Here is a 26461-nt window from a genome sequence, read left to right as displayed (position 1 = left end):
CCGAGGCCGGCGGCACAGGGAGTGGTTTCTCCGCCGGCATGGTCGGCACCGGGGGCTCAGGCGGCAACTACTCCGGCTGTGGCACCGGTCTTGTCGTTGCCGGCGGCGGAGGTGGCGGAGGCGGTTACTTCGGCGGTGGTGGAGGGGGTGCTTCGGCCACCACCTTGGGTGCCGCCGGTGGAGGGAGCGGCGGTGGAGGCAGCAGTTTCGCCGCCCCTACGGGCACCAGCACCGCGTACTCCACCTCGCCCGTTGGAACCCATGACGCGAATGGTCAGGTGACCATCGCCTACACGGTCCAGGACCTGGCCTTCAGTACGGTGAGCCCGCTGCCTGACGCGACCCGGAACGTCGCCTACTCCACCACCCTGCAGACCACCGGCGGCACCGGGAACCCCACCTTCGCGGTGACTTCCGGCTCCCTGCCGCCCGGCCTGAGTCTCGACCCGGACAGCGGAGTGATCTCCGGCACTCCCACCGCACAGGGCACGTTCACGTTGACCGTCACGGCCACCGACCCCAACCCGAACGTGCCTGCGGCCTCACAGCAGTTCACACTCACTGTGCAGTCCCCCGCCGCCCCCACCTGCGCCACCAGCCCCGCCGATCTGCGGGCCCAAGGCTTCAACGTCATCACCGGCAACGACCTGCCCAACGTCCTGATCGGCACCCCGGCACGAGACGCGATCTTCGGGCTCGGCGGTGGCGACACCATCAACGGGCTGGGCGGCGACGACCTGCTGTGCGGCGGTGACGGCAGCGACGCCCTTACCGGGGGCGACGGCAACGACCGCATCGAGGGCGGCAACGGCAGTGACGTCCTCCAAGGCGCCGCCGGAAACGACACCCTCCTCGGCCAGAACGGCAACGACGCCCTCGACGGCGGACCCGGCACGAACACCAACGACGGTGGGCCCGGCATCGATTTCTGCGTCCGCCCCTCCACCGGTGCAGGCGCCACCCAATGCAACCCCTAGCGCAAACCGTTTGAAGGCAGCCGCCGGGCGTGTCGTACCCAACGGGGCCAGATGCGCAGACGGCGCGCAGGCGGTCCAGAGGCCCCGGAGGGATCCGGGGCCTCCGGCGTTCGGGGAGTACGGGCTGTCGGTTCGGTCGTGGTCGGAGCGCTCGGTCTTGCGGGGGTCAGTCGGCACGGGGGGCGTGGGTGTGCGGGTTGTGGACGCTCGCGAGGAGTTGCCGGTACGTCTCCTGCATGGGCTGCTCCTTCCCCTTCGGGCTGAGAGAGATCATCTGGACGAAGTGGGCGTCGCCGGCGATCAGGCGGGCGGAGCCCGTAGCGCCGTCAGGGGCGGACAGACGCGCGTCGAGGCCCGGCTGGCCGTCGACCTTGATCTTGTGGACGCCGGTGCTGGAGAGCTTGTGCTCGGGGGACCGGGCGACCGTGTTGAAGCCGTCCACCAAGCCCTGAAGAGCGTCGTCGAGCTCCCCCTTGGCGCAGGGCAGGTCGAAGACCGCGAAGACGATGACTCCGTTATCGGTCCTCACCTTGTAAAGGCGGCCGTTCATTCCGTCCACGGCCTGGGTGAACCGCATGACCTTGGGCTTTCCGGGGAGCCGGAACTTGATGCCGCTCACGGCGTCGGTGGTCTCCACCCACTGCTCGGCGGAGGCGGGGCCGCCGTGCTGACGGTGAACGTCGTGATCGGAGGCGACCGTGGTGACGGTGGCCGTGTGCGGTGCCGCCGTGGCGGCCATCGCGGTGCTGGGCAGCACCGCGCCTCCGGCGATCACGGTGGTCGAGGCGGTGAGCAGCAGAAGTCGCTGGAAAGGGGAACGGCGAGTCATGGAAATTCACATCCCGTGGAATTGGGGAGGGGGGGACAGCAGGTTGATGAAGGGTCTGCGAATTACGGGTTTCCAGCCGCGCATCGCATATGTCCATTAGGCCCGGCCCTTGGAATCGGGTCATGCCCCTGAATCACGTGACGCGAGAAGTCGGGACTTGACCGATGCCGTCGGTCCGAGCACAATCCCCGGCCCGCACGCCGTCGCGCCGGGCTTTCCGTGTGAGGGCGCTTGCGGGGAATCGATCCTGCTGTCGCCCATCGAGTGAACGTCATTGATTTCTACGGGAGTTGCATGCTTCCTCGCCTATTTTCCGGCGTGGAGGTGATGCTCGATGTACGAGCAGGACGCGATCGACGTCAATGACTTCGTGTTCGCGGCGACGGGGGCGCGGGTGCGGAGGCTGACGCCGGCCGAGGGGGAGCACTGGTTCCCGGCGGCGGACGTGGCCAAGGATCTCGGCTACGCCAACACCCGCCAAGCCCTTCTCTGGCATGTTGCGGAAGATTGCCAGCAGAGCCTCGAGGATCTTGCACGAAGCGTCTATGGAGTAGACGCATTGAGCAAGATTGCAGGTCACGGGCTCAAGAAGTCGATGAAGATGGTGAATCTGAAGGGGCTCGTCAGACTGGTCAACGGGTGCACCAAGCCCGAGTGCGAGCCCTTCAAGGCCTGGGTGGCCGAGGTCGTCGTGACCATCCAGCGCGACGGCTGCTACGAACTCGAGCAGGCCCCCGTACAGCCCGCCTCCGGCGGTGGCGTCGCCTATGTCGTGCCCCAGGAGGTCGCCGATGCCATTGTGCGGCTCGAGGAGCGGAATATTCGGGCGGACGAGGAGTTCGCGGCACGGGCCGCGGCCCGGAACGAAATGCTGGCCGAGCGCAATGCACTGATGGCCGAGAGTAATCGGCTGGCGGCTCAACGGGAGCAGTTGATGGCTGAGAGGAATCAGCTGTTGCGGGAGTCGAACGGCGACCGGAGCGCCATGGCCCGGAGCCGGGGCGCGATGGCGCGCAGTCAGGAAATGATCATTCGGGGTCAGGAGGTGATCGCTCGCGGCCAGGAGGCGATTGCCCGGAGTCAGGACGCGATGGCGGCGGCCCTGGGACGCGTGGCCGAGTCGTTGGACCGGATCGCGGGGCGGATGGGGGCGGCCGACGGGGGCGGGAAGCCGCCGGTGATGACTCCGCAGGAACTGCTGGCGGGGTGGCAGGCGAGGAATCTTGTCGTCACCGCGGATGTGCACGCCGTGGCGGCGTATCTCGCGCCCGCCCTTGTGCGGGGGAAGGCGCAGTACCGGCTGGAGGACATCGCCGGGCGAACCGGGCTGACGGTGGAGCGCGTGCACGACAGTGTGCGGATGCTGCTGAAGCGCGGATGCATGAAGCAGAGCGGGTGCGCGGCGGACGGGGCGCCGGTGTACGTGCTGCCTTAGGAGGACGCCGGGGGATGCCGGGGGCGTCGGACGAAGGAGAAGGGCCCGAAGTCGCATCCCATACTTGCGGCTTCGGGCCCTCCCCACGTTAGGTGAAGGCGCGCCGGCTCATTCGCCCTTCCGTAGCTCCTCCAGGTATTCGCCCATCAGCCTTCCCGTACGGGTGAACCAGTCGTACAGGACCGCGATTTCGGCGGGCGAGTAGTCGGAGAAGAGTTCGGTGACACGGGCGTAGTGCGGCTCGTAGAGGGCCTTGACGCGGGCGACCGCGTCCGGGTTCGCGGCCACGCGGACGCGACGGCGGTCGTCGGGGTCGGGACGGCGGGTGACGTAGTCGGCGCGTTCGAGGCGGTTGAGGATCCCCGTGACCGCGCCCGTCGTGACATGGGCCCGCTCCGCGAGGTCGCCGGCCGTGAGCAGCGTGTCGCCCGCCTCCAGGACGAAGCCGAAGCACGTGAGGTCGGTGACGTTCAGGTTCAGCCGCTGGGCCATCTCCTGCTGGCCGATCATGCCCGTCGCGATGAGGTGGTCCATGGCGCTCAGCGCCTGGGCCGGAGTCGCGGGTGGGCGCGGCGTGCCCTGCTGCATGGGCATTTCCCTTAGTGCGTGAGATGTTTCTGGGGTAGATTTCTTAGCGTATGAGGGATTCTAGTCCCTCACATCACGAAACTCCGCTGTTCGGACAGAGGGAGGCAATACGTGAGCAAGCATGACGAGGGGCACACCCTCGCGGGCTGGATCGGATTCGGGATCGCCACGGTGGGGGTGGCGGGCATCGGGCTGGGGGTCTGCGCCGACAACGCCCTCGGCGAGTGGGGCGGGCTGGCGGTCGTGGCCGCGAGCGTGCTGGTCACCTGGGTGCTCCATCTCGCCGGGTGGGGCAAGCCGCCCGGGCGACGGCCGACCTCGGAGTGGGGACTGCGGGTCAGGGACCGAGGCGCGCGGCAGGGGCACCCCGGGTGTGTGGGGTGCCGGCTGGCGGGGCGCGGGCGGCCCGCGAACAGGTCGGACGTGGCTGTCGGCGGTAGGCCTGTGAGTGGTGAACCCGTGACCGAGTCCGCCACCTAGACGGCTGCCCGCATCCAGACGGCGGCCCGGGAGGCGGCGTGATCACCGGCCCCGTTGTCGGTGGCAACGCCTACGCTCGTGAGTGATGGCACAGACGTGGAGATGTTCGGGTCTGCGATGGTCGCCGGACGGCCCCGTGCTGATGTGGGGCGGCGGGCGCGGCAGTGCGCTGTCCCGGGGGAAGCGGGTGGCCTTTGGGGTGGTGGACGGGGGCGTACGGACCTGTGTGGGAGCGCGGGGGAATGCGTGTCCCGTGCGGGCGGTGGTGTCGGCGCGGAGTGCGGGGGCCCGCTGTGAGGAGTGCGCGCGGCTGGACCGTGCGCACTCCGTGGCCGCCGACACGATGCCCGACGACCCGCGGCCCTACCGCGTGTACCTCGCCTGGTTCGGGCCCGGCATGGTCAAGGTCGGGATCACCGGGGCCGCACGCGGGTCGGCCCGGCTGCTGGAGCAGGGGGCTGTCGTCTTCAGCTGGCTGGGGCAGGGGCCGTTGATGGCGGCGCGGCGGACCGAGGAGCTGCTGCGGGCGGCGCTGCGGGTGCCGGACCGGATCCCGTACGCCGAGAAGCGGGCGGTGCGGGCCGCGCTGCCGGGGGCGGCCGGGCGGCTCGAGGAGATCCGGGAGCTGCACGCGCGGGTCATGGAGCTCGAAGGGTGGCCCGAGTCCCTGGAACGGGCGCCCTTCCAGGCCGTCGATCACACCAGGGTGTTCGGGCTCGAAGGGCTCCCGCCCGCCGTCGGTGCCGTGAGCGAGCTGGTCGCGGGCGGTGCGGTGAGCGGGGAGCTGGTCGCCGCGGCCGGGCCCGATCTGCATCTGGCGACCGGGCGCGGGGTCGTCGTGGTCGATACGCGGCTCATGACCGGGTGGGAGCTGACCGCCGTCACGGGTGAGCAACTGACGTTTCCTGTAAGGGAGTGGGAGGACAGGAGTGTGCGGCAGGACGGGCTCTTCTGAGTGCCCGGGTCGGAGTGCCCGCCTGTGGGTGCCCGAGTCCGAGTGTCCGAGCGGATGCCGTTCTCCGCGGGTCAAGAGATGGATCCCTCTTGGATCCCGTTCGGAAAGGACCTGGACGAATGGGGACACGCGGCCCGACAGTGGATCACATGAGCGATCACTCCGTCACACCTGTCGCAGCCTACGAACCCCCCTACTACGCCGCCGTGTTCACCTCCGTCAAGACCGACAACGACGGAGGGTACGGAGAGACCGCCGAGCGCATGGAGGAGCTGGTGAAGGACATCCCGGGCTACCTCGGCATGGACCAGGCGCACACGCCGGGCGGCCTGTCGATCACCGTCGGGTACTTCCGGGACGCGGACGCGATCAGGGCGTGGAGCGGGCACGCCGAGCACCGTGCGGCGCAGCGGCGTGGCCGCGCCGAGTGGTACGAGCGCTACACGCTGCACATCGCCAAGGTCGAGCGGAGCCATGGGTTCGAGCGGACTCCCGGGGACTGAGCAGAGCATCGGGACCGAGCAGGCACGGAGGTAGGGCGGAGTGGCGGGAGCGAGCGTGCGGGCGACTGACGGGTCCGGCGGGACTGGCGGGACTGACGGGTCCGGCGGGACTGATAGGACTGATGGGATTGGCGGGTTCGGCGGGACTGATGGGACTGACGGGTCCGGCGGGACTGGCGGGACTGACGGCTCCGGCGGGGAAGACGTACGGCGGTTCTGGGAGCGGCTCGGGCTTCCGGGGCTCGTCGATGTCCACACGCACTTCATGCCCGAGCGCGTCCTGCACAAGGTGTGGGACTACTTCGACGCGCTCGGGCCGCTGACCGGCGGCGTCGAGTGGCCCATCACCTACCGCGCGGAGGAGAGCGAACGGCTCGCGATGATCAGGGAGTTCGGGGTGCGGGCCTTCACCGCGATGCTCTACCCGCACAAGGCCGGCATGGCGCAGTGGCTGAACTCCTGGGCCGTCGACTTCGCCCGCCGGACGCCCGACTGTCTGCACACCGCGACCCTGTTCCCCGAGCCGGGCGTCGAGGGGTATGTGCGGGAGGCCCTGGAACAAGGGGCCCGCGTCTTCAAGGCGCACGTCCAGGTGGGGGCGTACGACCCGAGTGATCGACTCCTCGACTCCACCTGGGGGCTGCTCGCCGAGGCCGGGGTCCCTGTCGTGATCCACTGCGGGTCCGGTCCCGCGCCCGGCAAACACACCGGGCCCGAGCCGGTCGCCCGTGTCCTCGCCCGGCATCCCCGACTGCGGCTGATCGTGGCGCACATGGGGATGCCCGAGTACGAGGACTTCCTCGCCCTCGCGGAGCGCTACGGGGAGGTGCGGCTGGACACGACGATGGCGTTCACGGACTTCAGCGAGCGGTTCGCGCCGTTTCCGCGGGAGGCGAGGGCCCGGCTCGCCACCCTGGGTGACCGGGTCCTGCTGGGGACCGACTTCCCGAACATCCCCTATCCGTACGCACACCAGCTGCACGCCCTCGAACGGCTCGGGCTGGGACACGACTGGCTGAGGGCCGTCTGCTACGAGAACGGCGCTCGTCTCTTCGCGATCACTCCCTGAACGGGGCGCCCTGGAACGCCCTTCGGGAACTTCGTGATCTTCCCAGGAGTTCCCTGAGAGGCACCTGTGTGTTTCTCAGGGAAATCACAGGTTCCCGAAAGCGTGCTCTCAGAGGACCCCGACAAGGTGTCCGCTATGACCACGACCTCGCCCCAGGGGCGCACCGAACTGCTGAGGCCGGACGGGAGCCCCGTCCGAGTGCTGGTAGTGGACGACGAGCTGTCGATCACCGAGTTGCTCTCCATGGCCCTTCGCTACGAAGGCTGGCAGATCCGCAGCGCGGGTGACGGACAGGGTGCGGTGCAGACCGCGCGCGAGTTCCGGCCCGACGCCGTCGTCCTCGACATGATGCTGCCGGACATGGACGGCCTCGCGGTCCTGGGGCGCCTGCGCCGCGATCTGCCCGACGTGCCCGTCCTCTTCCTCACGGCCAAGGACGCCGTCGAGGACCGTATCGCGGGGCTGACGGCCGGCGGTGACGACTACGTCACCAAGCCCTTCAGCCTCGAGGAGGTCGTGGCCCGGCTGCGCGGACTGATCCGCCGTTCCGGTGCCGCCGACCGGCGTTCCGACTCCGTGCTCGTCGTCGGCGACCTCACCCTCGACGAGGACAGCCACGAGGTTTCGCGTGCCGGGGAGAACATCCACCTCACCGCGACCGAGTTCGAACTCCTGCGGTTCCTCATGCGTAATCCCCGGCGTGTACTCAGCAAGGCACAGATACTCGACCGCGTGTGGTCGTACGACTTCGGCGGCCAGGCCAACGTCGTCGAGCTCTACATCTCGTACCTGCGCCGCAAGATAGACGCCGGACGTGAGCCGATGATCCACACCAGGCGTGGGGCCGGCTACCTGATCAAGCCCGCGGCGTCATGAGCGGACGACGACGGCCGCGTAAGCAGGGGCGAGGACGACAGCCGCGCACGCTGCGGACGCGGCTCGTCGTCGCGTCCGTGGTGCTGATCGCCGTGGTCTGCGCGGTGATCGGTACGGTGACGACGCTTGCGTTGCGATCCCACCTTTACGACCAGTTGGACAGGCAGCTGAACGAGGTCGCCTCGCGCGCGTCCGGCTCGTTCGGTCCGCCCGGCGACCAGCCCAAGGACGGCATCGGCGTGCCTGGTGGGCAGAGGGCGCAGTCACGCCCGCCCGAACTCAAGGATTTCGTCACCAAGGGTCCGCAGCCCCCGGGCACCATCGCGGCCAAGGTGGTGAACGGTTCCATCACCGACGCCCAGCGCGGTGAGAAGTCCACGAGCGACCTCGAGATGAACGCGAAGACTCTCACCAAGGCGCAGCTCGCGGCCCTCGGCTCCGTTTCCCAGGACGGCGAGAAGCACACCGTGGACATCCCCGGCGAGGGTGAGTACCGCGTCGAGTACAAGAGCGGCGACAACGGCAACTACTACGTCGCCGTGCCGACCTCGGACGTCAACAACACCGTCAACACCCTGATCCTCGTCGAGGTCAGCGTCACCGCTGCCGGTCTCATCGCGGCGTCCCTCGCGGGCGCGACCATCGTCGGTATGGCCCTGCGCCCCCTGCGCAAGGTCGCCTCCACCGCCACCCGTGTCTCGGAACTCCCCCTGCACACCGGCGAGGTCACCCTCTACGAGCGGGTGCCGGAGTCCGAGGCCGACCCGCACACCGAGGTCGGCCAGGTCGGCGCCGCGCTCAACCGCATGCTCGACCACATCCACAGCGCCCTGCACGCACGCCAGCAGAGCGAGATGCGCGTACGGCAGTTCGTCGCGGACGCGAGTCATGAGCTGCGTACACCGCTGGCGTCGATCCGCGGTTATGCCGAGCTGACCAGACGCGGTCGCGAGGAGACCGGGCCCGACACCCGGCACGCCCTCGGCCGGATCGAGTCCGAGGCCGGGCGCATGACCCTGCTCGTCGAGGACCTGCTGCTGCTCGCGCGGCTGGACGCCGGACGCCCGCTCCAGTACGACCAGACCGACCTCGTACCGCTCGTCATCGACGCCGTGAGCGACGCCCGGGCGGCCGGACGCGACCACAACTGGCGGCTCGAACTGCCGGAGGAGCCCGCGCTGGTCCTGGCGGACGCAGCACGGCTGCAACAGGTCATGGTCAATCTCTTCGCGAACGCCAGAACGCACACCCCGCCCGGTACGACCGTCACCGCACGCGTGCACCGGCACGGACCATGGCTGTGCGTGGACGTCCAGGACGACGGGCCCGGCATCCCGCCCGACCTGCTTCCGCGCGTCTTCGAACGCTTCGCACGCGGTGATTCCTCGCGTTCCCGGTCCTCCGGCTCGACGGGCCTGGGACTGGCCATCGTGCAGGCCGTCGCGGCCGCGCACGGCGGTGCCGTCACCGTGGACAGCATGCCCGGACGGACGGTGTTCACCCTTCATTTGCCCGCGATCGCCGTCGATCCGTTCGTGGAAACAAAGGCGCAACTGTTCTCACAGGCACAGCACAGCGCCACCACATGGGTGCAACAGGGCGTTTGACGAGAGTCGTTCGCATGCGAACCGACTCTTCTCCCGGCAACCTGCCGGCGCGGGAGCACCTCCCGGCCGGGTCCGCCGGTACGCCTGTCCTGGACGTAGTGATCCCCGTTTACAACGAGGAGAAGGATCTCCAGCCGTGTGTGGTGAGACTGCACGAGCATCTCAAGCGCACCTTCCCGTACGCGTTCCGCATCACGGTCGCGGACAACGCCTCGACGGACACCACCCCTCAGGTGGCCGCACGGCTGGAGTCGGAGATACCGGAAGTCAGGTCCTTCCGGCTTGAGCAGAAGGGCCGTGGGCGCGCACTGCGCACCGTGTGGTCGGCCTCGGACGCTCCGATCCTCGCCTACATGGACGTGGACCTGTCCACCGACCTCAACGCCCTCCTCCCGCTGGTGGCCCCGCTGATCTCGGGCCACTCCGACCTCGCGATCGGCTCCCGGCTCGCCCGCAGCTCGCGCGTGGTGCGCGGTGCCAAGCGGGAGTTCATCAGCCGCACCTACAACCTGATCCTGCGCGGCTCGCTGCAGGCCCGCTTCTCGGACGCGCAGTGCGGCTTCAAGGCGATCCGCCGCGATGTCGCCCAGGCACTGCTGCCGCTGATCGAGGACACCGGCTGGTTCTTCGACACCGAGATGCTGGTGCTCGCCGAGCGCGCCGGACTGCGCATCCACGAGGTGCCGGTCGACTGGGTCGACGACCCGGACTCGACCGTGCACATCGTGAAGACGGCGACCGACGACCTGAAGGGCGTGTGGCGCGTGGGGCGCGCTCTCGCCACCGGTTCGCTCCCGCTCGACCGGCTCGCGCGCCCCTTCGGGGACGATCCGCGCGACCGCGACCTGACGGACGTACCCAAGGGCCTGGCCCGCCAGCTCGTCGGCTTCTGCGTGGTGGGCGCCCTGTCCACCCTCTTCTACCTGCTCCTGTACAGCGGCTTCCGCTCGTTCTCCGGCTCGCAGATCGCCAACGCGCTCGCCCTGCTGGTGTCGGCCGTCGCCAACACCGCGGCCAACCGCCGGCTGACCTTCGGCGTCCGCGGTCGCGGCAGCGCGGTCCGGCACCAGGCGCAGGGCCTGGTCGTCTTCGGTATCGGCCTCGCCCTCACCAGCGGCTCGCTCGCCGCCCTGAACGCGGCGACGAGCAGCCCGGCGCACTCCACCGAACTCGCGGTGCTCATCGCCGCCAACCTCGCGGCGACCGTGCTGCGGTTCCTGCTCTTCCGCGCCTGGGTCTTCCCGGACCGGCGTGACGAGACGGCGGCCTCGACCGTCGTCGCCTCGCACAACCCGTCCTCGCCCACCTACGGCACGACGACGGCCGCGCACCAGCAGCACCCGCACCAGCAGCACCCGCACACGCCGCTGCCCCAGCGCCCGAACGCGACGGCGCCCCAAGCTCCGTACATCCACTACGACCACAACCAGACCACCGAGTTCCGCGCCGGTGAAGCCGCGGACCGCACCTGGGGGGACGCAACCATGCAGCTGCAAGCGGTGCGCCCGCACGATCACGACCCGAGGGACACGAGGGACGCACGATGACGACTCAGTCCGATACGAGCCATCAGGGGGGCGCGAGCCCCTCCGGGGGCGCCGAGCTCTCCTGGGGAGCGCCGAGCTCGACGGCTCTGCAGGAGCCCGTGGCGCCGCCCACCGCGGCCCCCCGGTCCGGTGAGCCCAAGCAGCCGTTCTTCCACCGCGTCTGGCGCGGCCGGCCCGAGGACCCGCGCTGGGTGCGCCCCGCCTTCCTCGCCCTGCTCGTCGCCACCGGCCTGCTCTACCTCTACAACCTGAGCGCCTCCGGGTACGCCAACTCCTTCTACTCCGCGGCCGTCCAGGCCGGCAGCCAGAGCTGGAAGGCCTTCTTCTTCGGCTCGCTGGACTCGGCCAACGCCATCACCGTCGACAAGCCCCCGGCCTCCCTGTGGCCGATGGCCCTGTCGGTACGGATCTTCGGTCTCAACTCGTGGGCGATCCTCGTCCCCGAGGTGCTGATGGGCGTCGCCACGGTCGGCGTCCTGTACGGGGCCCTGCGCCGTCGCTTCAGCCCAGCGGCCGGTCTGATCGCGGGTGCGGTGCTCGCGCTCACTCCCGTCGCCGCGCTGATGTTCCGGTTCAACAACCCGGACGCGATGCTCGCGCTGCTGATGACCGTCACGGTCTACTGCGTGGTCCGCGCTCTGGAGGACGGCCGGACGAAGTGGCTGGTCTGGGCGGGTGTCGCGGTCGGCTTCGCGTTCCTCGCGAAGACCCTGCAGGCCTTCCTGATCCTGCCGCCGCTCGCGGTCGTGTACGCGGTCTGCGCGCCGGTGCAGCTCAGGAAGCGGTTCGCCCAGCTGGGTCTTTCGGCGGTGGCGATGGTCGTCGCCGGCGGCTGGTGGGTGGCGATCGTGGAGCTGTGGCCCGCGTCCTCCCGCCCGTACATCGGCGGCTCGCAGAACAACTCCTTCCTTGAGCTGACCTTCGGCTACAACGGCCTCGGCCGTATCAACGGCGACGAGACCGGCAGCGTCGGTGGTGGCGGCGGTGGCGGTGGCACCGGCCAGTGGGGCGAGACCGGCTGGAACCGGATGTTCAACTCGGAGATCGGCAGCCAGATCGCATGGCTGCTGCCCGCCGCGCTGATCCTGTTCGTCGCGGGGATCGTGCTCACCCGCAAGGCCAGGCGGACCGACCTGACGCGCAGCTCGTTCCTCGCCTGGGGCGGCGCGCTGCTGATGACGGCGGTCATCTTCAGCTACATGGCCGGCATCTTCCACCAGTACTACACGGTGGCCCTGGCCCCCTACATCGCGGCCGTCGTCGGCATGGGCGCGACGGTGCTGTGGGAGGAGCGGAGCAAGGTCTGGGCCTCGCTCACCCTCGCCGGCGCGGTCACCGCGACCGCCGCCTGGGGATACGTCCTTCTCAACCGCACCCCCACCTACCTCCCCTGGCTGAAGTGGCTGGTCCTCATCGGCGGTCTGGCCGGCGCGCTCGGTCTGATCTTCGCGGCCAGGCTGGGCCGTCAACTGGCCCTCGCGGCGGTCGGACTGAGCTTCGTGGCCTCGGTCGCGGGCCCGACGGCGTACACGCTGTCCACGGTGAACACCGGGCACACCGGTTCGATCGTCACGGCCGGTCCCGCGGGCGCCAGCATGATGGGGGGCCGGGGTGGTCCCGGTGGCGGTGGCGGCGGCATGCGGGGCGGCTTCCCCGGTGGCGGCAACACCCAGGGCCAGAACCAGCAGGGCGGCAACGGCACCACCCAGCAGGGCGGCGGCATGGGCCAGCCCCCGACGGGCGGCACGGGCGGCACCGGTGGCACCGGCGGCTTCCCTGGTCAGAACCAGCAGGGCAACGGCAACACCCAGGGCCAGAACCAGCAGGGCGGCATGCCCGGCGGTGGCGCGATGGGCGAGGGCGGCATGGGCGGTGGCGGCGTGGGCGGTCTGCTCAACGGCGCGACCGTCAGCTCCGCGGCCAAGAAGCTGCTGGAGACGAATGCGGACGACTACACCTGGGCGGCCGCGGCCATCGGTTCCCAGAACTCAGCGAGCTACCAGCTCGCCACCGGCAAGCCGGTGATGGCGATCGGCGGCTTCAACGGCACCGACCCGTCCCCGACACTGGCCCAGTTCAAGAAGTACGTGACGGACGGCAAGATCCACTACTTCATCTCGGGCGGCAGCATGGGCGGCGGCATGGGCGGCGGCAACTCCTCCTCCACCACCACCTCCACGTCCTCCCAGATCAGCACATGGGTCACGGCCAACTTCAAGAAGGTGACGGTCGGTTCGGCCACCTTCTACGACCTGACGCAGTCGGCCAAGTAGCTGACGGCAGGTCCTGTACGCAGGCCGGTGTCCCGGAGCGATCCAGCTCCGGGACACCGCCCTTTTCGTACGCCGGAAAACCGCGTTGTACGCCGTATGGGAACTGTTCTACGGTGTACAGCATGTCGACGACTCCCCCAGGGCGCCCCGAGGACCAGCCACAAGGCCACCCCCAGCGCTGGCTGATCCTCGGCGTCATCTGCCTCGCCCAACTGACCGTGCTGCTCGACAACACCGTCCTGAACGTCGCGATCCCCTCCCTCACCCGGGAGCTGGGCGCGGCCACCTCCGACATCCAGTGGATGATCAACGCCTACTCGCTGGTGCAGTCCGGGCTGCTGCTCACGGCGGGCAGTGCCGCCGACCGCTACGGCCGCAAGAAGATGCTGATTGCGGGGCTCGTCCTCTTCGGGATCGGCTCGGTGGTGGCCGGACTCGCTGACTCCACAGGCCAGCTGATCGCCGCACGGGCCGGGATGGGCGTCGGCGGCGCGCTCCTGCTGACCACCACGCTCGCCGTCGCCATGCAGGTCTTCACCCCCGCGGAGCACCCGAAGGCCATCGGCATCTGGAGCGCCGTCAACGCCCTCGGCTTCGCGGCCGGACCGCTCCTCGGCGGCTTCATACTGAACCACTTCTGGTGGGGCGCGATCTTCCTGATCAACCTGCCGGTGGTGGCCCTGGGCCTCGCCGCGGTGGTGGCCCTCGTACCGGAGTCGAAGAGTCCGCGCGGGGACCGCCCCGACCTCCTGGGAGCGCTGCTTTCCACGATCGGCATGACCGCACTCGTGTACGCGATCATCTCCGGCCCGGAACACGGCTGGACGTCGGGCCGGGTCCTGGCCACGGACGCGATCGCCGTGCTGGTGCTGGCCGCCTTCGCGTACTGGGAGAGCCGGATCCCGTACCCCATGCTCGACCTGCACTTCTTCCGCGACCGGCGCTTCACCGGAGCCGTCGCGGGAGCCGTCCTCATCACCTTCGGCATGGGCGGGGCCCTCTTCCTCCTCACCCAGCACCTCCAATTCGTCCTGGGATACGGCCCCCTGGAAGCCGGACTGCGTACGGCGCCGCTCGCGCTCGCGGTCGTGGCGCTGAACTTCTCGGGCCTCTCGGCGAAGTGGACGGCGAGACTCGGCACTCCGGTGTCGATCGCGCTCGGCATGACGCTGATGTCGGCCGGACTGGTGTCGATCGCCATGCTCGCCGCGCACGGCTACGGCGGCACACTGCTCGGGCTGTTGCTGATCGGCGCGGGCGCCGCCGTGGCCAACCCGGCCATGGCACACGCCATCATGAGCGCGATTCCGCCGGAGAAGGCGGGCGTGGGCGCGGGCATCAACGGCACGCTCGCCGAGTTCGGCAACGGCCTCGGCGTGGCGGTGCTCGGGGCGATCCTCAACTCCCGGTTCGCGGCGCTGATTCCGGTGGCGGCGGCCTCGCTCCCGGCGGCGCTGGCCTCGGCGGGTTCGCAGGAGGAGCGCGGGCGGATCACCGACGCGTTCTCGTCGGGGCTGGAGACCAGCCAACTGGTGGGCGCGGCGGCCGTCCTTCTCGGTGGACTGCTGGCCGCGGCGTTGCTACGACGTGCGGAGAGGGCAGACTCCGCGGTGGCGGTGTCGGTGTAGCGCCCGCTTAGCATCAGAGTTTCGAGTTCCGAGTTCCGAGGAAGGTGCGCCATGGTGAGGGCAGCCGACCGTGCCGAGCGTCCGGCGCGGACCAGTGTCTGGCTGGAGGGCAGGGCTCCCCGGGGCGCTGCGGCGCGCGGAGGCGGGCAGCCGTCGGGACTCGACCGGGACCGGATCACCGAGGTCACCGTACGGCTGCTGGACGCCGAGGGCATGACGAAGTTCTCCATGCGCCGGCTGGCCGCCGAGCTGAACGTCACCGCGATGTCCGTGTACTGGTACGTCGACACCAAGGACGACCTGCTCGAACTCGCCCTCGACGCGGTCTTCGGTGAACTGGAGCTGCCCGACGCGGAGTCGGGAGAGGACTGGCGCGACCAGCTCCGCTCCCTCGCCACCGGCTACCGCGCGCTGCTGGTCCGCCACCCCTGGGTGTCCCCGCTGATCGGGACCTTCCTGAACATCGGCCCGCACTCCATGGCCTTCTCGCTCTGCGTCCAGCAGGTGATCCGCAACACCGGCCTGCCCCGGCACGGCCAGATGGGCGCGCTCTCGGCGGTCTTCCAGTTCGTGTACGGGTTCGGCACCATCGAGGGCCACTTCGTGCAGCGCTGCGCCTCGGCGGGGATGACCCAGGACGAGTACTTCCGTCAGGCCATGAGCACGATCGGCGAACAGCCGCAGTTCTCCGCCAACTTCGAGAACGCCGCGGACCTCATGGAGGCCCGCGGCGGTGACACGGTCGAGGAGATGCGGGAGCGGGACTTCACGTTCGCGCTGGAAACGCTGATCGCGGGGATCGAGACGATGGTGGCCCGGGGTTAGGGCCCGTCCCGCTCCTCCTCGGCCGTTCCTGGGTCACTCCTGGGGTGTCAGTCGGGCCGGGAAGCCGCCTGTCGCGACCGGGCCCCACTTCACCGGCGTGACCCGGATGATCGACTTGCCCTGCTTGCGCATGGCCTCCCGGTACTCGTCCCAGTCCGGGTGTTCGCCCGCGATGTTCCGGTAGTACTCGACGAGCGGCTCGACGGATTCGGGGGAGTCGACGACCTCGGCCGTGCCGTCGATCTGGACCCAGGGGCCGTTCCACTCGTCGCTCAGCACGATCAGGCTGACCCGCTCGTCCCGCTTGGCGTTACGGGTCTTCGCGCGTTCGGGGTAGGTCGAGACGACGATCCGCCCGGCGTCGTCGACCCCGCAGGTCAGGGGGGAGCCCTGGGGGCTGCCGTCCGCCCTCCGGGTCAACAGGATGGCGCGGTGGCGGGGGCGTACGAAGTCGAGCAGTTCGTCCAGGGACACGGCGGTGTTCGTAGCGATGTTCGGTGCCATGTGACTCAGCCTAGGCCGCCCGCCGGGAAGGCGCGCTCACCTCACGCCTGCGGGAGGGGCACTCCCTGTACCGCCTGGATGTCCAGTTCCACCTTCAGCGTGGTGCCGATCGCCGAGATGCCTGCCTGGATGACCTGGTTGTAGTTCATGGCGAAGTCCTCGCGGTGGAGTTCGGTCGTCGCCCGGAAGGCGGCCCGCGTGCCGCCCCAGGGGTCCCCGCCCGTACCCAGGTAGGCGAGGTCCAGGTCGACCGGGCGGGCGATGCCGCGCATGGTGAGTTCGCCGTGGACGGTCCAGCGGTCGGAGCCGGCCGGGGTCAGGCCGGTCGAGCGGTAGGTGATCTGCGGGTACGTCTCGACGTCGAGGAAGTCGGGGGACTTCAGGTGGGTGTCGCGCATGCCGTTGCCGGTGTCGATCGAGGCCGCGGAGATCACGGCCTCGACGCGGGACTTGGACACGTCGTCCGGGGCGATCTCGATCGTCGCGGAGAAGTCCGTGAAACGGCCGTGCACGCTGGAGATGCCCAGGTGCTGCGCGACGGCGCCGACGGAGGAGTGCGCCGGGTCGACGGTCCAGGGTCCGGGCGGCGGCAGTTCGTTGCCGCCCTGGCGGGCGAGGGTCACGTTGCCGATCTCGGCCCGGCCGCTCACCGTGACGATCGCGCTGGAGGCGGCGGGCGCGTACCCGACCGCGGTCACGATCACGGTGTACGCGCCGGGTGTGAGGGGGGTCTGGTCGTGCACGGCTCCTTCGGTGTCCGCCTCGGCGCGCAGCACCTGCGTCCCGGTCATGTCGGTCACCGTGACGACCGCGTGCGACACGGCCCATCCGTCCCGCGTGCGAATCCGTGCGGTCAGTCCCATCCCGTTTTCTCCCTGCAAAGCACTAAAAATTGGTCGCAATGAAGCCGGCCCGTGGGGGGCGCACCTCCGCTCAGAGTGCGCGCGTCCCCACGGGCCGGGGTATCGACTACTCGCCGGGGTGGGCGAGGGTGATGTCGTGGTCGTCGACGCCACGGCCGGTGACCGTGAGAGCCGTCGCCACCGGGGGGTAACCCGTCGCGATGACGGTGTACTCGCCACCGTCCAGGTCGGTGAAGGCGTACGCGCCGTCCGTGCCGGTCCTGGCGGTGCCGATCACGTTGCCGGCCGCGTCGACCAGCGTGACCCGGGCGTCGCCCAGGGGGCCGCCGGGGGCCCGTACGACGCCCTGGAGCTGGGCGCCCGCGCTGAGCTCGATCTCGACCCGGGTGACCCCGGCGCCGCCGACCTCGACGGTGAGGGCCTGCGGGCGGTGGCCGGCCGCGTTCACCGCGATGGTCACCGGGCCCGGAACCAGTTCGGCGAAGGTGAACTGGCCCTGCTCACCGGTGGTCCCGGTGGCCAGCACGTCACCGCGGACGTCGGTCACGATCACCATGGCGTCCTTGACCGGGGTGGCGGTCCCGGCGGCCCGGACGAATCCGCTCAGCCCGCTCGTGCCGCTCAGCAGGATGTCGTACGCCACCGGCTCGTCGTTGACGATGATCGTCGAGGCCTGCGGCTGGAAGCCGTCGGCGGAGGCGATCAGGACGTACGAGCCCGTGCCGGGCGCGTCCACCGTGTAGAAGCCGTCGGCCTGCGCCACCGACCGGCCCAGCTGCCGTCCCGCGAGCGAGATCAGCGTGACCGCGGCCTGCGGGACGGGGGCGCTCTCGGCGCCGCGGACGTGACCGCGGACGGGGATGCCGCCGGAGGCGGGCAGCGGGGCGCTCTCCCGCGTCGCGGTGGCGACGGCGGCGAGCTGCTGCGTGCCCTCGGGTCCGGTCGCGAGGCTCGTCTCGGCGACGGCCGCCCAGCTCGGGATCCTCTCGTCGGCGGCGGGTACCTCGGCGGCGGCCGAAGCCTCCGGCGCGGTGGCCTCCGCCTTCGCCTCCGCGGCCTGGGCCAGCGCGCCCGAGGTCCGCAGCGGGACCTCCTTGATGAAGAGGACGATGAGGAAGGCGAGCAGCGCCAGGGCGGAGCCGATCATGAAGACGTCCGCGATGCCGTGACCGTAGGCGCTCTCCAGGACGGTGCGCAGCGGGGCGGGCAGCGCGTCCATGTTCGGGATGGTGCCGGAGCCGGAGCCGGACGCGGCGGCCGCGTACTTGGGGTCGATGCCGGCCAGGCCGTCCTTGACGTAGTCCGAGATCCGGGTGGACATGATCGCGCCGAGCGCGGAGACGCCGATCGCACCGCCGAGGGAGCGGAAGAACGTCACCGTGGAGCTGGCCGAGCCGAGGTCGGACGGGGCCACCTGGTTCTGCGTGGACAGCACCAGGTTCTGCATCGTCATGCCGACGCCGAGACCGAGCAGCGCCATGAAGATCGCGACGTGCCAGTAGGCCGTGTCGTAGCGGATGGTGCCCAGCAGGCCCAGGCCCGCGGTGATCAGGACGGTGCCGCTGACCAGCCAGTACTTCCACCGGCCGGTCTTGGTGATGACCTGGCCGGAGACCGTGGAGGCGATGAACAGGCCGCCGATCATCGGGATGGTCATGACGCCCGACATCGTCGGGGACTTGTCCCGGGCCAGCTGGAAGTACTGGCTGAAGAAGACGGTGCCGGTGAACATCGCGACGCCCACGAAGAGCGAGGCGAGGGAGGAGAGGGTGATGGTGCGGTTGCGGAACAGCCGCAGCGGGATGATCGGCTCGCTCGCCTTGGACTCGACGAGCACGAACAGCAGGCCGAGGACGATCGCGCCGCCGACCATCGCGTACGTCTGCCCCGATATCCAGTCGTACTTGTCACCGGCGAAGGTGACCCAGACCAGCAGCAGCGAGACCGCGGCGGAGATGAAGAACGCGCCGCCCCAGTCGACCTTCACGTCCCGCTTCACGGTGGGCAGGTGCAGGGTCTTCTGCAGCACGATCAGCGCGATGACCGCGAACGGCACGCCGACGTAGAAGCACCAGCGCCAGCCGAGCCACGAGGTGTCGGTGATGACACCGCCGAGCAGCGGGCCGCCGACCGTTGCGACAGCGAAGGTCGCGCCGAGGTAGCCGGAGTAACGTCCGCGCTCACGCGGGGAGATCATCGCCGCCATGACGATCTGGGCGAGGGCGGACAGACCGCCGACGCCGACGCCCTGGACGACACGGCAGGCGATGAGCATGCCGGGGTTCTGGGACAGACCGGCGGCGGCCGAGCCCAGCACGTATATGACGAGGGCTATCTGTACGAGCGCCTTCTTGCTGTACAGGTCGGAGAGCTTGCCCCACAGAGGCGTGGTCGCGGTCATGGCCAGCAGCGAGGCCGTGACGACCCAGGTGTAGGCGGACTGGCCGCCGCCCAGGTCGCCGATGATCTCGGGGAGTGCGTTGGTGACGATCGTCGACGACAGGATCGCGACGAACATACCGAGCAGCAGCCCGGAGAGGGCCTCCATGATCTGGCGGTGTGTCATCGGAGCGCCGTCGGAGGGTCCACCTCCGTGCTTGGCGTGAGCCCGCACACCGGCTGGTGTGGTCGTTGCCATGGGCTTCCTTCTCTTGTCTTACGCGGGTGTACGGGTGGTCAGTTCGGTTGCTTCCGGCACGTAGGGCGGCCGGGGTACGGCACGGCAGTCGCCGAAGCTCTCGCGCAGCCGGCCCATCAGGTGGATGAGCAGGCCGACCTCGTGGTCGGACCAGTCGCTCAGCCGGTCGGCGAACAGCCGCGAGGAGCGGTGGGAGAGCTCGGTGAGCTGCTCGCGTCCCGCGTCGGTGAGGCGCAGGATGCGGGAGCGTTTGTCGGCGGGGTCGGGGAGGCGTTCGATCCAGCCCCGGTCGGCGACGTGGGCGACGTGGCGGCTGGTCACCGACATGTCCACGGCGAGCAGCTCGGCGAGCTTGCTCATCCGCATGTCGCCGTGCCGGCCGAGGAGGGTCAGTACGGCGGCGGAGCCCGCGGGGCAGTCGTGCGGCAGGATCCGCCCGAGCTCCCGCTTCACGGCACCGATGGCACTGAGCTGACGAGCCAATTCCTCGTACTGCGCCTGCTCGGCCATCACCCCTCCTGGTTTCGTTGCTTGGGGCAACCATAAATCCAGTTGGTTGCTGCAGGCAAACGATATCGCCGCCGCTGGGCTAAAAAGATGGCAAAGGCAAGTATTGGCGAATGTAAACCTGCTGGTGAGTGGCGTGTGTGGCTTTGAAGCCGCTGTGGATCGACGGAACGTGTCCTTCGCGGGGCGGGGCGGGGCGGGGCCGGGCCGGGCGGGATGGGGTGGGCGGGGTGGTGGCCGGACTGTCCGGCCCTGCGCCTTGCCTGCGCCTGTGCCTTGCCGGCGGCTGGGAATCCGATCCTTGACCGGCACTGTGCTCCGGCGGCCGGTGAGGCTTCTTGCTGCCTGGTGGGTGGGGCGGGTGTCCTTCGGGTCGATGCGCTGGGCGTCCGGAACCGGGGAACGGGAGGGCGAGGGGAACCCGGCACTTGGGTAGGGGGCAGGTATTCGCTAGGGTCCTGGGCCATGGCAAACACCCAGGGCCCCGAGGGCAACTACGACCCCGCGGGTAGCACCCAGATGTTCCGCGCTTTCGTCGACGAGGGCCCCCAGGCCCGGCAGCAGCAGGCGGCCGCCCCGGCGGGCCCCCGCATCGGCCTGATCATCGGCATCGTCGTCGCCGTGGTGGTCGTCGCCGCCGTGGCGTGGCTCGCGCTGGCGTAAGGGCAACAACCCGCCCGCCCCGCCGGTAGGACCGGTGGAGGCGGGTCACTTCCACTGGACGGACACGTCCCGCGTCTCGATGTGCATGCCGAGCGGCACGCGCCAGTCGTCGACGCACACCGTCCAGGTCTTTGTGCTGCCCGCTCCGGCCGCGATCGGCACGGGCAGATCCCGCGTCGAGTCGATCGTCGCCCAGTCGATGCCGAGCGCCCCGATGATGTGCGTCCCGAGGGTCACCGTGCCCGAACGCACGGCGCTGCCACCGGTGTTGCGGAAAGAGACCGTCACCTTCTCGCACCAGCGCTTGTCCGTGGCCTCCCGCGCGGGCTCGCTCACGTCGAGAACGGCGGGACCGGGAGGGCCGGGGGTACTGGGGAGGCCGGGGGGACCGGTACCTGCTGTGGAGCCCGCGGTCGGTCGAGCGGAGGGCGCCGACGCCGCGCCCGAACCGGCGCCCGTAGGGGGCGAGTTGTCGTCACCGGGGCCCGTCGCCGTGCCGGGCGAAGCGGAAAGCGCGGACTGCGAGGGTGAACCGCCCTGCCGAGAGGCTCCCTTGGCGGCTTCCGCGGGTGGCGTGGACTCCGGCAGTGGGGTCAGCGAGACGTCCCCGGTCGGGGCCGCCACGGGCCCCGAACCGGCCGGCGCCCCCACCGCCACGTATCCGCCACCGCTCCCCCCGTCCCCGCACGCGGCCAGAACCGCACCCAGGCAGACAACAGCCGTCGAGGCGCCCACCAGGGCGCCTCGACGGCCATGGAGCCAAGTCGCTCGACGCATCGCGCCAGTGTGGCTGACGATCCGTCAATTATGAAGGGTTGAGCGCGGGAGGTCTCAGTCGGAGATCAGGCCCTCGCGGAGCTGGGCCAGGGTGCGGGTGAGAAGGCGGGAGACGTGCATCTGCGAGATGCCGACCTCCTCGCCGATCTGCGACTGGGTCATGTTGGCGAAGAAGCGCAGCATGATGATCCGGCGCTCGCGGGGCGGGAGTTTGGCGAGCAGCGGCTTCAGCGACTCGCGGTACTCGACGCCCTCCAGGGCCGTGTCCTCGTAGCCGAGGCGGTCCGCGAGGGAGCCCTCGCCGCCGTCGTCCTCGGGGGCCGGGGAGTCGAGGGAGGAGGCCGTGTAGGCGTTGCCGACCGCGAGGCCGTCGACGACGTCCTCCTCCGACACGCCCAGGACCGCGGCGAGTTCGGCGACGGTCGGCGAGCGGTCGAGCTTCTGGGAGAGCTCGTCGCTGGCCTTGGTGAGGGCCAGGCGCAGCTCCTGGAGGCGCCGCGGGACGCGGACGGACCACGAGGTGTCACGGAAGAACCGCTTGATCTCGCCCACGACCGTCGGCATCGCGAACGTCGGGAACTCCACACCGCGTTCGCAGTCGAAGCGGTCGATCGCCTTGATCAGGCCGATGGTGCCGACCTGGACGATGTCCTCCATCGGCTCGTTGCGGGAGCGGAAGCGGGCTGCCGCGTACCGCACGAGCGGGAGGTTGAGCTCGATGAGGGTGTCCCGGACGTAGGCACGCTCGGGGCTGTTCTCGCCGAGTGCGGCGAGCCGCAGGAACAGGGAGCGGGACAGGGTGCGGGTGTCGATGGCTCCCGATGTCTCGGGGGCCGCCGGGACGGCTTCGATGGCCGGAGCGGCATCGGGGGCCGGGAGGGCCGGGACATCGTGAAGCGCGTCGGGCGCGGATTCGCTCTTCGTGAGCGTGAGCACCTTCGAGCTGCCCTGGTCTGCGGACATGCCACCCCCTTTGGGTCGCGGACGGTAGCGGCGGACGCTCCCGTCGGAGGAACGCAGCCTCCACCTGAATACCGGAGGCGGGGCTGCGCCAAACGCTCTTCCGGCAGAATGTCACATGTCGGCAACACGCTGTAGTGACATGTCGACATGGAGGGGGTGAATCGGCCCTGGAAAAGGGGGGTCTGGCGGTTTTTCGACGCTGAACTGTCGGAAAAGGAGACGTTGAGCGATTCGCTCTTACCGGTTACGCCTCGATCCTGTTTGCGGATCGAAGTCGTGCGAAGCTCCGGGCGAGCAGCCTTGACACATGCATCTGGGAGACTCCCAGCTCGGCACTGATCTGTGACTGCGTCAGATTGCTGTAGTAGCGAAGGAGAAGGATCCGCTGCTCGCGCTCGGGCAGTTGTACGAGGAGATGGCGGACGAGGTCGCGGTGTTCGACCCCGTCGAGGGCCGGGTCCTCGTAGCCGAGCCGGTCGAGCAGTCCGGGCAGCCCGTCACCCTCCTGGGCGGCTTCGAGGGAGGTCGCGTGGTACGAGCGTCCGGCCTCGATGCAGGACAGCACCTCCTCCTCGGTGATGCGCAGCCGCTCGGCGATCTCGGCGGTCGAGGGGGAGCGCCCGAAGGCCGTCGTCAGGTCCTCCGTCGCGCTGTTCACCTGCACCCACAGCTCGTGCAGCCGGCGGGGTACGTGGACGGTGCGGACGTTGTCGCGGAAGTACCGCTTGATCTCGCCGACGACGGTCGGCATCGCGAAGGTCGGGAACTGCACGCCCCGGTCGGGGTCGAAGCGGTCGATCGCGTTGATCAGGCCGATCGTGCCGACCTGGACGACGTCCTCCATCGGCTCGTTGCGGGAGCGGAAGCGGGCGGCCGCGTACCGCACGAGCGGCAGGTTCGCCTCGATGAGCGCCCCGCGTACGCGGTCGTGCTCCGTGGTGCCCGGCTCCAGCGTCTTGAGCTGGCCGAAGAGCAGCTGGGTGAGGGCCCGGGTGTCGGCGCCGCGGCGTCGCTCAGGGGTGGCCTGCTCGGGGGTGACGCGCTCGTGGGCGATGTGCTCCGGGGCGAGGGGTTCCGTGGCGATGTGTTCCTTGGGGATTTCCTGTGGCGGTGCTTGAGGCGCAGTACTGGCCGGCACGGTCAACTCCACCTCTATGATCCGTCAGATCCATCAACTCATCCGTCAAAAGCGGTCATAGCATCACAAGACATGTGCACTGTGTGCAAGCACCGCATAACCCCGTGTTGAACAGGATTTAGGGAGAGTTGGGGCATACGAAACGCAAAAGCCCCCGCCGGATTCCGGCGAGGGGCCCAGAGCGTGTCGGCTCGGATCGGTTCAGAACGGATAGTCGGCGATCACCCAGGTCGCGAACTCGCGCCACAGCGCGACGCCCGCCTGGTGCGCCGGATGCTCCAAGTACCGCTTCAGGGCGTCGGCGTCGTCGACCGCGGAGTTGATCGCGAAGTCGTACGCGACGGGCCGGTCGGTGATGTTCCAGCCGCACTCCCAGAACCGCAGCTCGGGGATCTGGTCGCCGAGCGGGCGGAAGGCGGCCACGCCCTCGACGACGCGGGGGTCGACACGCTCGACGCCTTCGTCGAGCTTGAAGAGGACCAGATGGCGGATCACAGGTACTCCCTGGTGGTACGGGCCGTGCGGGGGCGGCCGATCAGTTCTTGGCCCCGTCGGCGATCCACGTCATGAAGTCGCCGATGGACCGGGCGGCGGTCGAAATGCCCTCGAACCCTATCTGGACGTAATCGGCCGCCTTCGCCGGATCCGTGATGATCACGTAGAGCGCGAAGACCACGAGTATGTAGACGGCGATCTTCTTCGAATTCACCGCCATCGCGGCCTCCCCTGTGACTGCTGCGCCCACTGGGCCCCGTGTGCCGGCGGCGAGTGTAACCTTCACCCCGCTTTTTTGGACCAACGGCCCGCTGGCCGAGGTCCTTTGTCGTACGCGCGGATGCCGTACACGCGCATGCCGTACGCACGAAGGGCCCCGTCTTGCGACGGGGCCCTTCTCAAGCGGTAGCGGAGGGATTTGAACCCTCGGTGACTTGCGCCACACTCGCTTTCGAGGCGAGCTCCTTCGGCCGCTCGGACACGCTACCGAGGGAGACCCTACCCCAAGGTGGGCCGTGGTCTGAAATCCGTTTCCCGCCGCCCCATGGAGTCAGCGGTCGCGGAAGAAACGCGTGAGCAGACTCGCGCACTCGTCCTCGAGTACGCCCCCGATCACCTCGGGGCGGTGGTTGAGCCGGCGGTCGCGTACGAGGTCCCAGACGGAACCGACCGCGCCCGCCTTCTCGTCGCGGGCACCGTAGACCACCCGGTCCACCCGGGACTGGACGAGCGCGCCCGCGCACATCGTGCAGGGCTCCAGAGTGACGACGAGCGTGCAGCCGGCCAGCCGCCACTCGCCGAGCCGCTGGGCGGCCCCGCGGATCGCGAGCACCTCGGCGTGCGCCGTCGGATCGCCCGTGGCCTCGCGCTCGTTGTGCGCCGTCGCGAGCACCGTCGTACCGTCCGTGGACAGCACGACGGCGCCGACGGGAACATCCCCGCCCTGGACGGCCCGGTGGGCCTCGTCCAGGGCGAGCCGCATCGCGGCCCGCCAGCGGTCGCGTACCGGATCTGCCGGATCTGCTGGAAAGGTCTCTTTTGTCGGGCTCACCCGGGAAATCTATCGGGCTCGCCAGGGAAACCGCCTCCCCCGTAACCGCGGGACCCGGGCCCTGCCTTCCGGATCGGGCCCTGGGGCCCGTCCGGCGGATCAGGCTCTAGCGGACGGTCTCCAGGACCTCTGCCGCTCCCAGGGCTTCGGCGATCGTGCTGAGCGCGTCGCCTTCGTCCAGGGCGAGCAGTTCCTTCTCGCTCACACCGAGGTCGGCGAGGATCTCGCGGTCCCCGACGGGGCTGTGCGAGACGATCTCGCCGGAGACGCTCTCCTCCTCGTCGTCCTCGGAGTCGTTTGCGTCGTCGGGTTCACCGTCCTCGGTGCCGTCCAGGTCGAGGGAGTCCAGGTCGGCGTCGTCGTCGCCGGGCTCCCGTCCTAGTAGTTCGTCCGTGAGCAGGATCTCGCCGTACGAGCTGCGGGCAGCGGCTGCGGCGTCCGAGACGTAGATGCGAGGGTCCTCCTCACCGTCCACGCGGACGACGCCGAACCACGCGTCCTCCTGCTCGATGAGTACGAGCACCGTGTCCTCCTCCGAGGCTTCACGGGCCAGATCGGTCAGATCCGACAGGGTCTCCACATCGTCGAGCTCTGTGTCGCTCGCTTCCCACCCGTCTTCGGTGCGCGCGAGCAGTGCGGCGAAGTACACCGTGACTCTCCCACTGGTCATAGGCGTGCCGGTTGGGGGTCCCCCCGGCGGAGGTCGATTGGGCGGGGAGTGCTGCTCCGAGACCCCACCCACTCGGAATCGTGGCAGAAACAGAGCGTTCAGGGGACGTCTTCGGCCTGCTGTGTCTGCCTCTTTTGATCGCTAACAGCGGATCGTACGCGGCCCTCGGCGTCGTGTGTGCATGTCCCCGCCTTCACGGCGTGGACGGGACACCAAGGAGCTACCGAAGGACTACCAAAGGACTACCAAAGGAGCCACCGGAGGAGCTGCCGAAGGAGCCACTGGAGGAGCTACCAACGGAAGGTGCGCATGCGCATGGCGTGACGGAGGCGGGCGACCTTGGCGCGGCGGGGCTGGACGCGGTCGCGCAGCTCGCGCGCCTCGGTGAGGTCCCGGAGGAACTGGGCCCGGCGCCGCCGGCGCTCGGCGTCCGTCTCCGGCTGCCCCATCCGTTCGGCCCGTTCGGCCCGTTCGGCCCGTTCGGCCCGTTCGGATTGTTCGACGCGGCGAAGTCGTTCCGTCCGTTCGGCCCCATCGGCCCCATCGGCCCCATCGGCCCCATCGGCCCCATCGGTCCGTTCGGCCCCCTCGGCTCGTCCG

At 69.7% G+C, this 26461-nt stretch carries 27 protein-coding genes and 1 tRNA gene; 13 read left to right on the top strand and 15 right to left on the bottom strand.

The annotated features are described in order from the left end of the window. Window positions 1-278 precede the first annotated feature (278 nt). Window positions 279-977, top strand: coding sequence for a calcium-binding protein (locus ACZ69M_RS36560; protein ID WP_470056809.1), 699 nt, complete (start codon window positions 279-281; stop codon window positions 975-977). A 166-nt stretch (window positions 978-1143) separates the two neighbouring features. On the opposite strand, the gene ACZ69M_RS36555 is transcribed toward ACZ69M_RS36560, so the two are convergent. Beyond that, a complete protein-coding gene (locus ACZ69M_RS36555; protein WP_470056808.1) occupies window positions 1144-1806 on the bottom strand; it encodes a hypothetical protein in 663 nt (220 codons plus the stop codon). 334 nt (window positions 1807-2140) lie between these two features. Between ACZ69M_RS36555 and ACZ69M_RS36550 the strand changes: the two genes are divergently transcribed. Then, window positions 2141-3241 (top strand): BRO-N domain-containing protein, encoded by a 1101-nt coding sequence (locus tag ACZ69M_RS36550; protein ID WP_470056806.1) that lies wholly within the window; start codon window positions 2141-2143, stop codon window positions 3239-3241. A 108-nt stretch (window positions 3242-3349) separates the two neighbouring features. On the opposite strand, the gene ACZ69M_RS36545 is transcribed toward ACZ69M_RS36550, so the two are convergent. Continuing rightward, a complete protein-coding gene (locus ACZ69M_RS36545; RefSeq protein ID WP_352050461.1) occupies window positions 3350-3829 on the bottom strand; it encodes a MarR family winged helix-turn-helix transcriptional regulator in 480 nt (159 codons plus the stop codon). A 111-nt stretch (window positions 3830-3940) separates the two neighbouring features. Here ACZ69M_RS36545 and ACZ69M_RS36540 point away from each other — a divergent pair, with 111 nt between their 5' ends. The 10 genes from ACZ69M_RS36540 to ACZ69M_RS36495 all read left to right on the top strand — a co-directional run bounded on the left by ACZ69M_RS36540 (window position 3941) and on the right by ACZ69M_RS36495 (window position 15592). After that, window positions 3941-4309: an HGxxPAAW family protein gene (locus ACZ69M_RS36540; RefSeq protein WP_470056804.1), complete on the top strand. Its 369-nt coding sequence runs from the start codon at window positions 3941-3943 to the stop codon at window positions 4307-4309. An 85-nt stretch (window positions 4310-4394) separates the two neighbouring features. Continuing rightward, window positions 4395-5264: a DUF2797 domain-containing protein gene (locus ACZ69M_RS36535; protein WP_470056802.1), complete on the top strand. Its 870-nt coding sequence runs from the start codon at window positions 4395-4397 to the stop codon at window positions 5262-5264. 149 nt (window positions 5265-5413) lie between these two features. Then, window positions 5414-5767, top strand: a complete 354-nt coding sequence (locus ACZ69M_RS36530; RefSeq protein ID WP_470056800.1) for an antibiotic biosynthesis monooxygenase family protein — start codon at window positions 5414-5416, stop codon at window positions 5765-5767. 127 nt (window positions 5768-5894) lie between these two features. Then, window positions 5895-6836, top strand: coding sequence for an amidohydrolase family protein (locus tag ACZ69M_RS36525; RefSeq protein WP_470057040.1), 942 nt, complete (start codon window positions 5895-5897; stop codon window positions 6834-6836). A gap of 135 nt (window positions 6837-6971) precedes the next feature. Beyond that, window positions 6972-7712, top strand: coding sequence for a response regulator transcription factor (locus tag ACZ69M_RS36520; RefSeq protein WP_054235077.1), 741 nt, complete (start codon window positions 6972-6974; stop codon window positions 7710-7712). After that, the gene (locus tag ACZ69M_RS36515) at window positions 7709-9319 is read left to right on the top strand and encodes a sensor histidine kinase (protein WP_470056798.1); all 1611 of its coding nucleotides are present in this window, start codon (window positions 7709-7711) and stop codon (window positions 9317-9319) included. The genes ACZ69M_RS36520 and ACZ69M_RS36515 overlap by 4 nt, the downstream gene beginning before the upstream one ends. 14 nt (window positions 9320-9333) lie before the next feature. Continuing rightward, window positions 9334-10866 carry a bifunctional glycosyltransferase family 2/GtrA family protein gene (locus ACZ69M_RS36510; protein WP_470056796.1) on the top strand — a complete coding sequence of 511 codons (1533 nt, stop codon included), beginning with the start codon at window positions 9334-9336 and terminating at the stop codon, window positions 10864-10866. Continuing rightward, entirely contained in the window at window positions 10863-13139 is a 2277-nt protein-coding gene (locus tag ACZ69M_RS36505; protein WP_470056794.1) for an ArnT family glycosyltransferase, read from the top strand. The genes ACZ69M_RS36510 and ACZ69M_RS36505 overlap by 4 nt, the downstream gene beginning before the upstream one ends. Window positions 13140-13261: 122 nt before the next feature. After that, complete coding sequence (locus tag ACZ69M_RS36500; protein WP_470056792.1) at window positions 13262-14767, top strand: MFS transporter; 1506 nt, start codon at window positions 13262-13264, stop codon at window positions 14765-14767. A gap of 51 nt (window positions 14768-14818) precedes the next feature. Then, window positions 14819-15592: a TetR/AcrR family transcriptional regulator gene (locus ACZ69M_RS36495; RefSeq protein WP_470056790.1), complete on the top strand. Its 774-nt coding sequence runs from the start codon at window positions 14819-14821 to the stop codon at window positions 15590-15592. A gap of 33 nt (window positions 15593-15625) precedes the next feature. Here ACZ69M_RS36495 and ACZ69M_RS36490 read toward each other — a convergent pair whose 3' ends face one another. From ACZ69M_RS36490 to ACZ69M_RS36475, 4 genes are all read right to left on the bottom strand, one after another. Beyond that, entirely contained in the window at window positions 15626-16096 is a 471-nt protein-coding gene (locus ACZ69M_RS36490) for a PPOX class F420-dependent oxidoreductase (RefSeq protein ID WP_403700401.1), read from the bottom strand. Between the two features lie 41 nt (window positions 16097-16137). Beyond that, entirely contained in the window at window positions 16138-16959 is an 822-nt protein-coding gene (locus ACZ69M_RS36485; protein WP_470056788.1) for a YceI family protein, read from the bottom strand. A 106-nt stretch (window positions 16960-17065) separates the two neighbouring features. Then, window positions 17066-19525: an MFS transporter gene (locus ACZ69M_RS36480; protein ID WP_470056786.1), complete on the bottom strand. Its 2460-nt coding sequence runs from the start codon at window positions 19523-19525 to the stop codon at window positions 17066-17068. A gap of 90 nt (window positions 19526-19615) precedes the next feature. Beyond that, the gene (locus ACZ69M_RS36475; protein WP_352050472.1) at window positions 19616-20107 is read right to left on the bottom strand and encodes a MarR family winged helix-turn-helix transcriptional regulator; all 492 of its coding nucleotides are present in this window, start codon (window positions 20105-20107) and stop codon (window positions 19616-19618) included. Between the two features lie 462 nt (window positions 20108-20569). Between ACZ69M_RS36475 and ACZ69M_RS36470 the strand changes: the two genes are divergently transcribed. Continuing rightward, complete coding sequence (locus ACZ69M_RS36470) at window positions 20570-20767, top strand: hypothetical protein (protein WP_352050473.1); 198 nt, start codon at window positions 20570-20572, stop codon at window positions 20765-20767. Between the two features lie 45 nt (window positions 20768-20812). Here the strand turns inward: ACZ69M_RS36470 and ACZ69M_RS36465 are convergent, their stop codons facing one another. The 9 genes from ACZ69M_RS36465 to ACZ69M_RS36425 all read right to left on the bottom strand — a co-directional run bounded on the left by ACZ69M_RS36465 (window position 20813) and on the right by ACZ69M_RS36425 (window position 26310). Beyond that, window positions 20813-21103, bottom strand: a complete 291-nt coding sequence (locus ACZ69M_RS36465) for a hypothetical protein (protein ID WP_308435117.1) — start codon at window positions 21101-21103, stop codon at window positions 20813-20815. A gap of 495 nt (window positions 21104-21598) precedes the next feature. After that, a complete protein-coding gene (locus ACZ69M_RS36460) occupies window positions 21599-22507 on the bottom strand; it encodes an RNA polymerase sigma factor SigF (protein ID WP_470056784.1) in 909 nt (302 codons plus the stop codon). 244 nt (window positions 22508-22751) lie between these two features. After that, a complete protein-coding gene (locus tag ACZ69M_RS36455; RefSeq protein ID WP_470057039.1) occupies window positions 22752-23651 on the bottom strand; it encodes an RNA polymerase sigma factor SigF in 900 nt (299 codons plus the stop codon). 195 nt (window positions 23652-23846) lie between these two features. Then, window positions 23847-24140, bottom strand: a complete 294-nt coding sequence (locus tag ACZ69M_RS36450; RefSeq protein WP_470056782.1) for a Dabb family protein — start codon at window positions 24138-24140, stop codon at window positions 23847-23849. 40 nt (window positions 24141-24180) lie between these two features. Next, window positions 24181-24360, bottom strand: a complete 180-nt coding sequence (locus ACZ69M_RS36445) for a hypothetical protein (RefSeq protein ID WP_067377012.1) — start codon at window positions 24358-24360, stop codon at window positions 24181-24183. Window positions 24361-24543: 183 nt separating this feature from the next. Next, window positions 24544-24628, bottom strand: a tRNA-Ser gene (locus ACZ69M_RS36440). Between the two features lie 62 nt (window positions 24629-24690). After that, a complete protein-coding gene (gene tadA, locus ACZ69M_RS36435) occupies window positions 24691-25122 on the bottom strand; it encodes a tRNA adenosine(34) deaminase TadA (RefSeq protein WP_352050509.1) in 432 nt (143 codons plus the stop codon). Between the two features lie 175 nt (window positions 25123-25297). Continuing rightward, on the bottom strand, window positions 25298-25840 hold the full coding sequence (locus tag ACZ69M_RS36430) for a tRNA adenosine deaminase-associated protein (RefSeq protein ID WP_168501149.1): 543 nt from the start codon (window positions 25838-25840) through the stop codon (window positions 25298-25300). Between the two features lie 311 nt (window positions 25841-26151). Further along, the gene (locus ACZ69M_RS36425; RefSeq protein WP_470056779.1) at window positions 26152-26310 is read right to left on the bottom strand and encodes a hypothetical protein; all 159 of its coding nucleotides are present in this window, start codon (window positions 26308-26310) and stop codon (window positions 26152-26154) included. Window positions 26311-26461: the final 151 nt, after the last annotated feature.

The organism is Streptomyces sp. NPDC107454 (assembly GCF_055582885.1).
The sequence above is the reverse complement of the archived record's forward strand: the minus strand, read 5'-3'. Positions and strand labels throughout refer to the sequence as shown.